This is a genomic window from Streptomyces sp. NPDC000594, assembly GCF_040299965.1.
Lineage (GTDB): Bacteria > Actinomycetota > Actinomycetes > Streptomycetales > Streptomycetaceae > Streptomyces.
The window spans coordinates 1-13,865 of sequence record NZ_JBEPCY010000035.1; the positions used below are offsets into that span (position 1 = coordinate 1).

General features: G+C 68.2%; 9 protein-coding genes and 2 pseudogenes. 3 read left to right on the forward strand and 8 right to left on the reverse strand.

Going from position 1 to position 13,865, the window contains the following annotated elements:
* From ABT354_RS31140 to ABT354_RS31160, 5 genes and pseudogenes are all read right to left on the reverse strand, one after another.
* Positions 1–111, reverse strand: a pseudogene (locus ABT354_RS31140) (DUF397 domain-containing protein); the annotation flags it as partial.
* Between the two features lie 57 nt (positions 112–168).
* Positions 169–999 (reverse strand): helix-turn-helix domain-containing protein, encoded by an 831-nt coding sequence (locus tag ABT354_RS31145; protein WP_351499975.1) that lies wholly within the window; start codon positions 997–999, stop codon positions 169–171.
* Positions 996–1,523, reverse strand: coding sequence for a DUF6879 family protein (locus ABT354_RS31150; RefSeq protein ID WP_351499977.1), 528 nt, complete (start codon positions 1,521–1,523; stop codon positions 996–998). The genes ABT354_RS31145 and ABT354_RS31150 overlap by 4 nt, the downstream gene beginning before the upstream one ends.
* On the reverse strand, positions 1,507–1,698 hold the full coding sequence (locus tag ABT354_RS31155; protein ID WP_351499979.1) for a hypothetical protein: 192 nt from the start codon (positions 1,696–1,698) through the stop codon (positions 1,507–1,509). The genes ABT354_RS31150 and ABT354_RS31155 overlap by 17 nt, the downstream gene beginning before the upstream one ends.
* 94 nt (positions 1,699–1,792) lie before the next feature.
* Positions 1,793–3,715, reverse strand: coding sequence for a glycoside hydrolase family 97 protein (locus ABT354_RS31160; RefSeq protein ID WP_351499981.1), 1,923 nt, complete (start codon positions 3,713–3,715; stop codon positions 1,793–1,795).
* Between the two features lie 162 nt (positions 3,716–3,877).
* On the opposite strand from ABT354_RS31160, the gene ABT354_RS31165 reads away from it, so the two are divergent.
* Both ABT354_RS31165 and ABT354_RS31170 read left to right on the forward strand, forming a co-directional pair.
* Positions 3,878–4,411 (forward strand): GNAT family N-acetyltransferase, encoded by a 534-nt coding sequence (locus tag ABT354_RS31165; protein ID WP_351499983.1) that lies wholly within the window; start codon positions 3,878–3,880, stop codon positions 4,409–4,411.
* Between the two features lie 302 nt (positions 4,412–4,713).
* Complete coding sequence (locus ABT354_RS31170; protein WP_351499985.1) at positions 4,714–5,211, forward strand: hypothetical protein; 498 nt, start codon at positions 4,714–4,716, stop codon at positions 5,209–5,211.
* A 77-nt stretch (positions 5,212–5,288) separates the two neighbouring features.
* On the opposite strand, the gene ABT354_RS31175 is transcribed toward ABT354_RS31170, so the two are convergent.
* Positions 5,289–5,792, reverse strand: coding sequence for a hypothetical protein (locus ABT354_RS31175; RefSeq protein WP_351500113.1), 504 nt, complete (start codon positions 5,790–5,792; stop codon positions 5,289–5,291).
* Here ABT354_RS31175 and ABT354_RS31180 point away from each other — a divergent pair.
* Positions 5,703–5,993: pseudogene (locus ABT354_RS31180) on the forward strand (tyrosine-type recombinase/integrase); the annotation flags it as partial. The gene ABT354_RS31175 and the pseudogene ABT354_RS31180 sit on opposite strands and share 90 nt — an antisense overlap.
* 66 nt (positions 5,994–6,059) lie before the next feature.
* Here the strand turns inward: ABT354_RS31180 and ABT354_RS31185 are convergent.
* Positions 6,060–6,359 (reverse strand): hypothetical protein, encoded by a 300-nt coding sequence (locus ABT354_RS31185; RefSeq protein ID WP_351499987.1) that lies wholly within the window; start codon positions 6,357–6,359, stop codon positions 6,060–6,062.
* Between the two features lie 2 nt (positions 6,360–6,361).
* Positions 6,362–13,585, reverse strand: a complete 7,224-nt coding sequence (locus ABT354_RS31190; protein WP_502983535.1) for an RHS repeat-associated core domain-containing protein — start codon at positions 13,583–13,585, stop codon at positions 6,362–6,364.
* Positions 13,586–13,865: the final 280 nt, after the last annotated feature.

Sequence of the window (13,865 nt, forward strand, 5' to 3'; positions counted from 1 at the left end):
CGGCCCGATCCTCGCGAGGGTCACGCATGCCTCCCCGTCGGGGTGGGTGTTGCCGCCGCAGGCCCGGGAGAAGGCCGTTCCCTTGAGCGGGAGTGCGTACAGGTCGGTCATTGGTGTGCCCTTCCTCGTAGGTGGAAGGCCCATGCTGACCGCGCCGGGAGGGGCTTCCTAGCCGGTTTCCCGTTCGCGCAAGAAGTCGTTCCGGATGGCTTCGACCAGGGCGCGCATGTCATCACCCGCGAGGGAACTGGCGCCGAACCGTTCGAATTTCTCCACGTAGAGGGAGACATCCCGGGGGTCGGTGGCGACGATCTCCGCGTGGGCCATCTCGATGGTCACCATGCGGTCGTCCGTGATGCAGAAGGAGTGACTGGGGAAGTCGGTCTGCCGCGTCGCCAGCGCCACGACCCGTATGTCCACACCGGGCAGGCGGGAAGCCGAGACCAGGCGATCGAGCTGGCCGGCCATCATCAGAGGTGGGAGTACGCGCCAGCGAAGAACCGATTCCGTGATGACGAAGCGGAAGGTCTTCTCCGTCGAGTACAGGACGCTCTGCCGTGCCAGCCGTGCGCCGATGGTGCGCTCCAACTGCTCTGGCCCGAGGTTCTCGCGGGCGAAGACCGCGCGTACATATTCAGGGGTCTGGAGCAGGCCGGGGATCAGCGCGGGCTGAAAGAGCCGGAGCAGGGTTGTCTGTGCTTCGACTCCCTGTACCTGCTGCTGCTTGCGGCTGTAGCCGAGGCGCCGGACGAGCCGCCATGCGACGACCTCTGTCGCCGCCTCTCTGGCCACGGCCATGAACTCGGCCTTGACCCCCTCCGAAACCCCTATGGCCGTGAGGATGCAGTCGACATCGGTGACGCTCGGCGCCGTGTTGCCGTTCTCGATCTTGGACAGTTTGGAGGACGACATGGCAGCGCCACGGGCGACCGCCTTGGCCTCCAGTCCGGAGGACTTCCGCAGTTCCCGCAGCGCTGATCCGAGGGTGGCTCTGTTCACACGCCGTACTGTGCCCACCATTCGGGGAACGGCACAGCCTGGGCCATGGCCGTGTCCCGATAGGCGAGGAATGTGGCGAGCCGTTCCTCGTCGAGGAAGTCGGAGCCCAGGTACTTGCCCGCGTCGTCGTACTTCATGGCGCTGATCACGCGCTCGTCGAAGAGCCAGAAGTCCGGGGCGTCCGGGATCGGGTTCTCCCGGTCCGTGGTGTCGAGGATGAAGAACTCCTCCCCGGCGGTCATGTTCCGCCGGTAGCCCCAGGAGAGTTCGAACCGCAGATACTCGGTGAGCGGGCGGTTGAGGATGTGCACCCGGTACATGCGCCGCCCGGACCGGGTTGCGTTCCCGACCGTGGTCACCCAGTCGCTGGTCGCGAAGTCCGCCGGCTGGGGCTTGCCGGCGACGAACGCCTGGTACGCCTCCACGCTGCCCGACTGGCTGTAGTCGTCCAGGGTCTCCAGGCGGAAGGCCTCCCGTTCGAAGTCCGAGAACCACTCGCCGATGGTCTTAGATGAGGTTGTCACGAACGGCCTTTCGGATGAGTTCGACAGGGAGCTCCACCAGGGCCTCATGGGCCGGAATCACCAGCCCGTGATCGGCCACGATGCCTCCCTGGAAGGCGAGCGTTCCCCGGTCCGTCGCGTAGATGGCCGGACAGTCGCCGTCTTCGCACTGGCCCACCAGACGAGTCAGCGTCACAGGTTGCCCCCTTACGTTGGGTGTCGATGTCGATACTCGGGGTACGGGTGGCGGGAGATCAAGGGGTTCCGTTTTCCGTTACTGGAAACCGGCGTCAGCAGCCCGTACGCCCCGGGTACCAGCGGCAGGCGATGCCCGCGAAGCCGCCGTCGCGGAGGAGGGGCAGCTCCAGGGTGGTGCCGCCGGAGGTGCGGTGGATGGTGCGGACGAGGCCGGTGGGGCTGTCGGTGAGGGTTTCGACCAGCCAGGGGCCGGGGCCGATGCGGAGGGGTACGGGGAGGGCGCGGGCGGGGCCCGACTGGATGCCGCCGAGGAACCAGCGGGGGCCGGAGCGGCGGGCCAGGACGGCGGAGTCGCCGGGGGCGCCCGTGAGCAGCCGGGTCTCGTCCCAGACGGCGGGGACCCGCTCCAGGAAGCGGCGGGCCTCGGGGCGGGCGTCGTACGACTCGGGCGTACCGGAGAGGTTCTGGATGCCGGACTCGTACAGCACCGCGAGCCCCAGCTCACCCGCGTCGGATGCGGCGTTGGGGCGGGCGGGGCGGTGGAAGGAGCCGGGGGTGAAGTCCATCGAGCCGATGACGTTCCGGGTGAAGGGGAGGATCGTCAGATGGTCGGCGGTGTTGGAGCGCTTCTCCTCGCCGTTGACGCCTTCCAGGGTCATGACATGCGGCCAGGTCCGCTGCATGCCCTTGGGGATGGTGGAGCCGTGGAAGTTGACGAGGAGCCGGTTCGCGGCGGTCGCGGGGAGGATCTCGTCGTACCAGCGCAGCCGCTCCTGGGACTCCGCGTCCATGAAGTCGATCTTCACCCCGCGTACGCCCCAGCGGTGCAGCGTCGGCAGCCATCGGGCCCGTTCCTCGGCGGTGTCCAGGTCCCGGTAGTGGATCCAGACATGGATGCCGACCCCCTGGGCGGCGCCGTACCGCACCAGTTCGGGGATCCAGCTGTTCCGCTCCCAGTCGGGGTCGGTGACATCCCACCGCGCCGGGTCGAAGTACCAGCCCGCGTCCACGACGGTGTACGGCCAGCCGCGTTGGGCCGCGTAGTCGACATATCCCTTCTGGAGGGTGAGGCTCTGCCCGGCTGGGCGGCCCCCGGCGAGCCAGGTCCACAGGGCGGGGCCGGGCAGGATCCAGGAGGTGTCGCGGATACGGGAGGCGGGGGCGAGGTCGTCGGTGAGGGTGGAGCGGACGACCCGGTCGAGGGTGCCGGTGATCACCGCGCGCCAGGGGGTGTCGAGCCGTCCGCCGCCCTTTGCGCCGGGGCTTGTCTGCGGTGCGGCGGTCTCGACGCGGTCGTCCCAGAGGCGTACCCCGTACACCGGTGATCCGGCGGTGTGGGTGAGCCGGGCGCCGGACCAGTCGCCGTCGAGCCCCGACTCGGCGATCAGGGCATGGCCGCCGGGGGTGCGGAAGAGCGCCTGCATCATGTACTCGCCGGTGGGGGCGGTGCCGGCGGGGTACGGGACGAACAGGTTCTCGTTGTCCGCGCGGTAGCGACCGAGCCAGGAGTCGGCGCCGGCGGGGAGGACGAAGGCGGAGGACTCCCCGGTGACCGGGCCGGCCCCGGTGGGGAGGGTGTAGCGGTAGGCGACCCCGTCGGGGGCGACCCGGACGGTGAGCCCAAGGCGGGTGCCGTCGGGGGTACGGAAGCCGAGCCGGGTCTCGGCCATCCGGACCTGCCGGGACCGGCTCTTGCCGGTGGTGGTCCGATAGTGCTCCGAGACGGTCCGGTCGGCCCGCGCAATGGCCCGTAGGCCGCTGGAGAGATCGGTTCTTTCGGTACGGAGACCCAGGGGTGATGGCTCCAGGACGGTCCGGCCGTGACGCTCGACGGCGAGGGTGAGCGCTCCCGTATCGGCCGCCAACGCGACCCGGGCGACCAGTCCGTCCGCCCCCTGGATCCGCCAGACCCGCTCGTCGGGGTGGGCGCGGGCCGGGGGAGCGAGCAGCAGGGCGGTGGTGAGCGCGCCGCAGAGCGGCAGGACGAGTCCGCGTAATCGGTGCCGTGTCGCCATGGTTTCTCCCGGGCCGGACATCGGATGACTGATCGGATGACTGGGAGAATGGGGGCGGGGGAGACGGCCGTCAAGGGCGGGGCTGCGGCGCTCCGTGTGCCCCCCTGCCGGTGGAGGGGTAATCCGGTGGGCCCCGGTCCCGGGGCCTGGCAGGCTCGGATCATGACCGACACCCTCCGTACCGCCCACACCTCCCAGCTCACCCCCGCCGAACTGGCCGACATCCGCGTCTTCCTGGACGAGTGCTTCGACGGCGACTTCAGTGACGAGGACTTCGACCACGGCCTGGGCGGGATGCATGTCCTCGCCCGGGACGGCGCGGGCCGGATCACCGCCCACGGCAGTGTGATCATGCGGCGGGTGCGGTACGGGGGGCGCTTCCGCCGGGTCGGTTATGTGGAGGCCCTGGCCGTCCGGGCCGACCGCCGCCGGCAGGGGCTCGGCTCCCAGGTGATGGCGGAGCTGGAGGGGATCATCGACCGCGCCTATGACTTCGGCGCGCTCTCCGCCTCCGACGAGGGCGCGGCGCTCTACCGCTCGCGCGGGTGGCGGCTCTGGCCGGGCCGGATCGAGGCCATCGGTCCGGACGGGCCGGTCCACTTCCCCGATGAGGAGGACTCGACCTTTGTCCGGGGCGTGACCCTGGAGAGCGGGGCCGCCCTGGCCTTCGACTGGCGCGATGGCGATGTGCTCTGAGGCCGCGCGCGGAGCCGTGACGGCAGGGCGCGGCACCGTATCCGGCGACTCCGTTCCGAAGGAAGTTTCGTTACCCACACACTCTGTGTCCTGCGGAAACGGAGCCGTTGGGCCGACTTCCGACCGCCGTGCCGCAACAAACCCGCTACGGCGGTGGCGCTTCCGTATATCACGGGATAACGCATTCCAGGCCGCCGGTTTTCGGTCATTGGTCGACGGCCGCCTTCCGAAGATCCCGGACGGCTCGTTAATCTCGTCAAGTCTGAAGTTGGTCAGGTGCACAACAACTTGACGGAGGCTCAGTGAAGTCACATCTTCGCCGCGCACTGCCGGTGCTCGCGGCAGGCGCCATGGTCGTTGCCGCCGGTATCTCCACGGCCGGTCAGGCTGCGGCGGCCCCGCCCTCGTCCGCCACGTCCGCGCTCAGCGCCGCCGAAGTGAAACTGCTGAACTCGGATGCGCCCAAGACGGTGAAGCTTTCCCCGACGACCGGCGCCATACTCTCCGTGGACAAGGGGATCTCGCGCGTCGATACGCGTATCGGAAAGCGAAATCTCTGCAACTCGGGCGATGCGTGTTGGTACACCACCCAGACCCCGTACGCCCATTTCGGCTTCTACGGGTCCCCGGGTACCTATACGGCTTCCATGCCCTACCGGGGCGACTACCACACCGGAAACTACCGGGCCAGCGCCTGCTGGACCTACCAGGGATCCTCCCCCTGCCGGGGCGCGCTTCCCCCGAACACCTACGCCTCCCTCGGGGTGACCGTGACGGGCACATCCTTCCGCATCCACTGACCCACCCCGCCCCGCTCGATCTCAGGGCCCCGCCTTCCCCGGCGGGGCCCTGAGCCCTTTTCCTTGCGGGGCGGCCCTCAGGTCTCCCGGGCCCCCATCGGCCAGACCGTGCCATCCGGCGGTCGCACCAGCGCGGCGACGATTCTCTCGGCCCGCTCGTCGGTCAGCCCGATCACCCCCCACCCGCAGCCCTTCAGCCCGAACAACCCGACCTCTGGGCCATCCGTGTTGAGGACTTCGAAGAACTCCCGCCACCCGAACCTTTTCTCGGCAACCCTGTTCGGATGGTGGTAGCGGGAGTGCCAGCTGTCATCAAGGACGGACCTCATTGCTCCGCCCAGTCGGAACTCCTCGTCGGAGTCCTCCAGGATGGCGTTGATCGTGCCGGGCGAGAGCAGGGCGAGTGACCGGCAGGGGTGGTCGATCATCAACTCCGCCATCCGCGAGCGGGGCACTATCAACGGGAACACCATGCGCTTTCCTCCAGGATTCGGATCTGCTTCCACGGCTTCCGTCACTCCACAGCGACTCTGCTCCTGGAGCAGGGCATCGACCTCGTGATCAAAGAACTCCTTGGTCATGCCCAAATCGACTTCACCGCTGGCGTCTACGCACACGTCCGACTCCGACTCCAGTGCCAAGCCATCGATACCCTGGGAACAACCCTCGGCCGGGCCAACGACGAACCTGACGACCCATCCGACGCAAGCCGTCCGCTGACGTTGCAGTCAAACGCCCAGGGAGCCCTGCCGGACTGCGTCCGGCAGGGCTCCCTGTTCTGATATTTTCCGCAGCACTTCCCCTTCACTACCTGGCGCTTACTTGCAGATCAGAAGAAGTGAAGTGGCTTACGGGATCCCGAGAACATTGGATACCGCCTCGTGCACCTGGGTCGCAATGCGATTTAGCTGCTTAAGCTCATCCTCGCTCTTGGCGGCTCGCTCCAGTTGCCACTCGATGAACATGGGTGCGAACCAGATGAGTTGCACGAGCCTCGCTTCCACGGTCTCGCCGATCGGAGGAATCCGAGAAAGTAGCGCTACGTATGCTTCCCCGGCATCGAGATCAAATTCTCCAGACCGAAGCTTTCCGAGAAATCCAGACTCGTCGTCCCATGCTTCGTCTAGAAGTTCCAGCAGGTCATCCATGTTCATCCTCCAGGCCAGTGGTCGACGATCGCCTCCGCCGGGACATTCTGCCAGACCAAAACTTCTGAGTCCTTCCTGGCGTAGGCGCTATGCCTCCTGCTCGACGGGAACGGACCAGAAGAGATGTCTACGTAGCTATACGGGATGCGTCTCAGGTCGATCGCAACCACCCCATGGCCTTGATTGTACTTATCGAATGCAATGCCGGGATTCTTGGTTGTTGAGATCCATGGCGTCAGCTTCTTTCCGGCAACATGCGACAGAGGGCTGACACCTGCATTGCTGGGGTCTCTGGCTGTCAATCCATTGGCCGGGTCATCATTCGCAGCCAGTGCACGGTAGACGATATTTCCGTCGGGATCCGGTCCATCGGGCCTGCTGTCGCAGTTGTGAACCAGGACCGGCGCGGCCCCCGCCAGCACATAGTACGTAGGGATGCCCCCCACGCTCAGGTTGTGCACCGCCGCCTGCTGCGTCCAGCGCTTGATCGCGGTGATCTGGACGTGCGTGCCCGCGCTGGTCCTCAGCCACTGGCCGGGTGCCAGGTCCGTCGCGTCGAGCCACTCGCGGAGCTCCGGGACCCAGAACGGATGGGCGTCCGTGGCCGTCAGGGAGTCAGTGGGCCCGCCCTTCTTGCCGTCGAGGTCGATGGTGATCCTGACGAGGGTCTTGGCGCCCTCGCTGTTGATCTCCGCGGTGACGGTTCTGGCCTGGGTCCTGCCGGTCTTCGGATTGGTGGCCAGGACCCTGTCGCCGACCCGTACATCCTCGATCGGCTTGGTGGTGCCGTCGGCCATCAGAACCCGGGTGCCCGGGACAAAGCTGCTCGGGCATGGGTCGTTTCGCGGTCCCCTGGCTCCTCGCCCCACGCCTCGGCCGATGCCGACCTTCGCCGTTTCCGCCTGGAGTCTCCGGAAGACCTTGTCCTTGCCCTCCGGGCAGTACTCCATGCAGGCGTCCATCAGTACGCCGGCGACTTCCTTGTTGTAGGTGGGACTCGAAGGGTCGGGCCCGTATTCCCGCCAGAGATCCTTCTCTTTTATCTTCTCCTTGACGATTTTGACGTACTTCCCCATACCCGGAATTTTCATGTTGAAGACAACGCCGGGCAGTTCCTTGAGGTAGTACGGCCGAATCTTGGGCCTGATGGTCCAGTTGTACCAAGCCTGGTTAGCGGCGTTACGCGCCTGATGCGGCGAGAGTCCGTCGGCGCGATACATCCGGGAGAGGATCGCCCGCTTCTCGCCATTGCTGACGGTGCCGCTGCCCGTATCAGGGGCCCTCATGAGACCGGTCGGATCGCTCTTGCTGACCGGGCTGTTGTTGCTGTACGCGTACCCGTTCATCTGAAGCGGATCCGAGATGTCCATGATCGGGTCCGCCGAGATGAACCGGCCGCTGGCCTGGTCGTACTCGCGGGCGCCGATATGGGTGAGGCCGGTGGCCGCGTCGTCGATGCCGACGCCCAGGTAGGAGCGCTTGTTGGGCCAGTTGGCTGGCTTGGTGCCGCGGATCTCGCCGTAGGGCTTGAAGGCGCGGCGGGTGACGGTCTGGCCGGAGGCGATCTCGATCGCGGTGTTCGCCGTGCCCAGGTGGTCGGCGATCATCACGCTGCGGGAGTGCCCGGTGGTGGCGCCGTCCTTGGTGGAGCGGACGACGGTCGCGGCGCCCGCGTGCGGGTAGGCGCGGGAGGCGTTGGTGATCTTGCCGGTGGAGTCGGTCGTCAGCTCGGTCTCACCGAGGTAGAGCGTCGCGCCCTTGGGCGAGTGCTCCAGGACGCGGTTGCCCTCGGCGTCATAGACATAGCGCGTGGTGACGCCGTTCTCGGTGATCGTGTCGAGCCGGTTCTCCGTCGTCCACTTCAGGTCCTGGTCCTGGGTGGTGCCGTCGAAGTTCCGCCGGGTGGTGTTGCCGCCGGCGTCGTAGGTGTAGTCGCTCGCCCTGGACGCGGCGGACGAGGTCACCGAGGTGAGGGTGTGCGGCTGGGCGACGGAGCTGGGCCCCGTGCCGTTCCCCGCCGTACGCCCGTAGCTGTAGGTGTAGGTGACGTTGTTCGCCGCGTTGGCCGGGTCGTGCTCGGTCATCTTCGCCCGGTTGCCGATCCAGTCGAAGGCGAAGGACTGGCGGTAGGCGGTGGAGCCGGTGGCGACCGTGGCCGTGTCGGGCGCGGCGTTGGCCAGCGAGGCGGTCAGCGCGGCGTCCGGGCTGGTGGTGTCGGTGGCGGCGTCGGGCGCCTCCGCGACCGGTCCGGCCGAGCGACCGCCGTCGTCGCGGTGGCCCCAGACGGCACCGTTGGCGGACTTGCAGCCGGTGGCGTCCTTCCGGGGCGCCACATTGGAGGTCCAGGCATGGACCAGCTCGCCCATCAGGTCATAGGTGAAGCACTGGTTGTCCCAGGTCTCCCCAGTGGCGTTGGCCAGCTGACGGGCGCTGGAGGTGATCGTTCCCGAGGTGTCGTAGGAGTAGTAGGAGTCCGAGACCCGGTGCGGACCGGCGGTCTCCCGGTCGACGACGGTACGGGCCAGTCCCCGGGTGTGCTCGTTCAGGAAGTTGGTCGTCCAGACCCGGTAGGGCTGGCCGCCGGAGACCGAGCGCATGACCTCGCCGTACGGCGAGTACGTGACATCGCTGGTGTACCAGGAGTGGCCGGCGGTCACCTCGGGGAGATCGTCCTCGTTGTAGCGGGTGAGGACCTTCTCCTGCGCCAGCCCGCCCTTCGCGGGCAGGGTGACCGACTTCGGCATGCCCGTCTGGGTGTACGTGTAGCTGTACGCGTACGTACCGGAGAGCCCCGTGGTGGTGGTGTGTGCGGGGATCACCGTCTCCCGGCCGGTGGGCCGGTACTCGCTGTCGTAGCCGGTGACCCGGCTGGTGATCGCGCCCACGGAGGTGTTCCGGGTGGTCGCCACCGGCTTGCCGAGGCCGCCGGGGAGCGAGTCATAGGTGAACTGCTCGGCCGGGGTGGTCCCGGTGCCCTCCCAGACGGCCTTCACCCGGCCGACGGTGTCGTAGTCGGTACGGGTCTCCAGCAGCCGGCCGTTGGTGACCTTGACGGCGCGGTCGGCGTCGTCGTACTCGGTCCTCGTCTCCCCGGTGTCGGGGTCCCTGCTCTCCGTCACCCGGCCGCGGGCGTCGTACGTGAACGACCAGGTGTTGCCCGCGGGGTCCTTGACCTCGCTGCGGTGGCCCCGCTTGTCGTAGCCGTACGAGGTGACCCGCGAAGCATTGCGGTCGGTCTTGGTGTAGTGCTCGATGGAGCTGACCCTGCCGACCGCGTCCGTGACGGTGCGCACGGTGGCCGAGGTCGAGCCCGGCGGGTCGATGGTGGTGCTGGTGTCGCCGTAGCTGGTGCGTGCCTCGTACTGGTACTTGCCGCCGTGGTACGTCGCCAGCCGGACCTGCCGTTCCAGACCGTCGTAGACGGCCATGGTGTGGCTGGGCACCAGGGTGGGGGACCTGACCTCGAAGGGCTCGGGCCTCGGCTCACCCTTGGCGAGATAGGGGCTGGTCTGCTTCTCCACCAGCCCGTGGTCGTCGTACTTGGTGTCGGTGATGATCCGGCCGGGGCCATGGGCCTCCGACTGGGTCTGGATCTGCCGGCCGAGGCCGTCGTACAGCGTGATCGCGGTGGTGCGGTCGCCGTTGTTCTTGAGCGTCCTCGCGGTGACGCTCGCCGGGCGGGCGCCCTCGCTCGTCACGGTCGCGGGTGCGTACGTGAACTCGGCGTTCGGGCTCTTGCCGCCGGACGAGCGCGACGGCGACCAGCCCTTCACCAGGCGGCCCAGGGCGTCGTACTCGTTCCGGGTGACGCGCCCATTGGGGTCGCTGACGGTGAGCGGCAGATGCCGGCCGGGGTCGTAGGTGGTGGTGACCGCATGGCCGAGGTCGTTGATCACCTTGGTGGAGGTGACGGCGCCGCCGGAGTCGCCGGGGGTGTACTGGGTCTCGGTGGTGCCGGCACCGGGCGCGGTGACGGTACGGAGCCGGCCCAGGGGGTCGTAGGTGCTCTTGGTCTCGATGGAGTGGGAGGTGCCCTTGCCGTCGATCTCCGCGACGGAGGTCACCAGGCCCTTGGTCGGGATCGCGCCGAACGTCTTGCCGTCATAGCTGGTCCGGACGGACTTCATCAGCTCGGTCGCGGGGTCCGCCTGCTGGTGCGCGGTGCCACAGGGTGTGGCGGTCTCCCGCTCCTGCTGGTGCAGCCCGATGATCCAGTCACCGGTGTTGTGTACATAGGTGCTCGTGGCGCAGCGGCGTTCCGAGAGGGTTTCGCCTGTGCCGTTGGGCGTCGCCACAAGGGTCTCGACCTCGATGGGCAGCCCGTACGTGGGCTCGAACTCGGTGAGGACGCGGGCGGTGCGGTACGAGGTGCCGACGGTCTGGATGTCGTCGACCCGGCGGATGCCACTGCGGTGGGCGGTGAGCGCGGGAAGGTTCGTGCCGTCCTCGGCCTGCCGGGCCCGGGACGCGGTCTGCTTGACCCAGGGGAACTGGAGACCACGCTTGAGGATCTTGCCGCTGGTGCCGGTGTAGGTGATGGACTCGGCGGTGTGGCCGGCGAGGGTCGGATGGTCGTCGGCGACGAGCACTTCCGTGCCGGTGGAATCCTTGACCGTGCCCCCCGCGCCCAGGAAGTAGCGGGTGACCGACTTCGTCTGTGGCTGCGGGTTGCCCTGCTTGGGGTCGGTCTTGCTGCCCTTGACCGAGGTCACCTGGCGGTAGCCGCGCCAGTCGCTGTAGGTGGTGATGGCGGGACGGGTGAACTCGTCCTGGCTCTTCGACCAGTTGGCACCCTCATAGCCGTACTTGGTGAGGATGGGCTTGCCGTGGCCGCTGACCCGGTCGGACTCGGTGACCGAGTCGACGACGTACTTGTTGAACCAGGCCTTCTTCGGGGTCTTCTCGTCGCCGTCGGGCGACCAGCGGACCGGGTAGCAGGTGGTGTTGTACCGCTCCTTGTCCTCGGTGGGCTGGATCGCGCAGCCGCCCTTGTACTCGACGGAGACCTCGCCACCGGCCTCGGTGAAGACGGTGCCGATGCGCGGCCGGGTGAAGCCGGGGCGCTGGTCCTTGCTGTCCCGGCGCACCAGGTTCGGCAGCTGCCGGTCCTTCAGCCGACTCCCGAGCGGGGAGCCGGAGCCGACCTTGTAGTGGCCGAAGCTGACACCGTCCCTGTGCTGGACCGTGCCGGTGGTGTCACCCGGGGCGTAGCCCGTGCGGGTGATGGAGTTCAGCCACAGTCCGGGGCTGGTGTCGTACCAGTCCGACGGGAAGGACTGGTGCAGCTTGTACGAGTCGACCTTCTGGAGAGCCGTGGAGCCGGGGCGCTGGGCCTCGGTGACGACCTCGGAGAGCCGCAGCCGGGTCCAGAACGACGGGAAAGTGGAACAGTTCTTCTGGGTCGCCTTGCAGTTGAGGTTGCCGGGGCTGTCCCACCAGTGCCGATAGGCGCCGGGGTCGGTGGTCTTGTCGAAGTTGGCGGAGTCGCAGATCGTGCCCGTGGCCAGACAGCGCTGGGCCGCCACCAGGTTCACCCGGGCGGCGGGCTTGGTGAGGTCGCCCTCCCGCATGCCGTACTCGATGAGATCCGGGTAGGCGGCGCGGTCGTACCGCTCGGGGGACTTGAACTTCTTCCGGACGGCGTAGTGATTGCTCGACTGATGCCAGTCGATCACCATGGCGTTGTCGTGGACATCGACCACCTTGTCCAGGCCCCAGCGCCAGGCCTGCTGCTTGCCGGAGCCGCAGCGGGACGCGGCGAAGGTCGTCGCGTGGCAGGGCTCATCGGGGTGGTTGCCGAAGACCGGCACGGTGGAGACGGAGTCGGTCTCGGCGTGTCCGCCGCCGACCTTGTTCAGCCCGTAGTAGTGCTTGGTGCCGTCGGGCGTGGTGACAAGCCAGTACTCACCGTTGTTGTCCCGGTTGGTGCCGGCGGTCTCCTTCAGCTCGACCCGGGTGCCGTCGTCCTGCTGCGGGCGGTAGATCTGCTGGGTGTTGCTCCCGGCCGGGATCTGCGCGGCGGTGTCCAGGACGAGTTCGGTGGTCCGCCCCCCGAGGGACATCACGGCGTTGTCCGAGACCCAGCACAGGTCGGCGGTCTTGTTCTTCTTGGCCGTGTTGTTCGGCGTCTTCCCGCCGAGCGTCTTCCGGTCGTCCTCACAGGACCGGTAGCGGCGCTCGATATGGCCGGGGTCGTACTCCCAGCCCTCGCCGATCCAGGAGGACTGCGGCGAGGAGACCGCCGTACGCCCGTCCACGCTCTGGGAGTTGTAGGAGAAGGCGATCTCGGGAGCGGGGCCCGCCGGAGGGGGCGGCACCGCCAGCGGATAGGTCCAGGAGAAGGCGCCCGAGGAACTGCCGGCCGCCCAGGATCCGCTGTTGGCGAGCGGGGTCGCCTTGAAGGCGCCGCCCTCGCCGGCGCCGGAGTCGGTCAGGCCGAAGGTGGCGCTGCCGCCGCCCGAGGCCGCCGCGGCGGTGCGGGCCTGCGGTGCACTGAGCGGTGCGTCCCCTTCCGCCACCAGGGCCGGGGGCGTGGGCGATTCGGGGTCGGTCGGTACCGGTTCGGCCGCCGGGTCGACGGTCGCGGTGAGGGACTTGCTCCGGGTGTCGTTGACGGTCTCCAGTTCCTCGTAGGTGTGGCACTCCTCCAGCTCCGGGGTGGTCCGGTAGCAGTCGGGGAACTGGACCAGGCGCAGCCGGGAGGCCCAGTCCGCGCCGTTGAGGTTCTGGAACTTGCCGTAGTCGACCTTGACGGAGATGGGGACGGCCCCGGTGGTGGGGCCGTCGACCGAGATCACGGCGCCGTCCGCGCCCTCGCCGACCGGGGTGGCGCGGTCATGGACGGTGACGCCCCAGGTGCCCGTGGGGGCCGCCTGGCCCTCGGCCCGGCCGAGGCTCACCGGCAGATTTCCCACCGGGGACGGGGCATCCGCCGTGGCGCTGCGGGCCGCCGGGCCGCCGCTGGGGAAGGTGATCTGTGCGGTTGCGGGCGCCACGGGAGTGGTGGTCCCCGCCGGTGCCGACCGCTGGTCCTCCGGGACATCGACCTTCAGCTGGTCGAGCGTCGCGAGGCGGCTGACACCGGGGACCGGCAGGCTGCGGGAGATCTTCTCCAGGCTCAGCTCCTCCCGGCCGTTCGCGTCGGCGTTGGGAGCGGGGTTGGGCGGCAGGGCGAGCGCCGAGGCCGGCAGCAGGCCGGCCAGGAGCGCCGCACCGATGGCGGGTATGAGCAATCGCCGTTGAAGACGGATGGTGCGAGCGGGCGTTTGTCGACCGAACACGGGAGGTCCCCCGAGCCTCTCAGAGCGCGACCGGGTGACGACCACGCGTAAATGATCTACGTCAGATGACGGAGATTCTGTGACGGCCCTGTGACGGTGCGCCAGGGTTCCAGCCTGCCCTGTGATCATCATCACGGCATGTAGTGATACCGAGCGTGACGAATGCGCCATAAAAGCGCCTAGGGCAAGTAATGACGACTGGCTGGATCTTTAAGGTCTTACGGCC

Bases quoted from the DNA above. Each gene is read 5' to 3' on its own strand.
- ABT354_RS31185 (WP_351499987.1), bottom strand. From the start codon at position 6,359: ATGGATGACCTGCTGGAACTTCTAGACGAAGCATGGGACGACGAGTCT.
- ABT354_RS31165 (WP_351499983.1), top strand. From the start codon at position 3,878: ATGACCGACACCCTCCGTACCGCCCACACCTCCCAGCTCACCCCCGCC.
- ABT354_RS31160 (WP_351499981.1), bottom strand. From the start codon at position 3,715: ATGGCGACACGGCACCGATTACGCGGACTCGTCCTGCCGCTCTGCGGC.
- ABT354_RS31175 (WP_351500113.1), bottom strand. From the start codon at position 5,792: ATGACCAAGGAGTTCTTTGATCACGAGGTCGATGCCCTGCTCCAGGAG.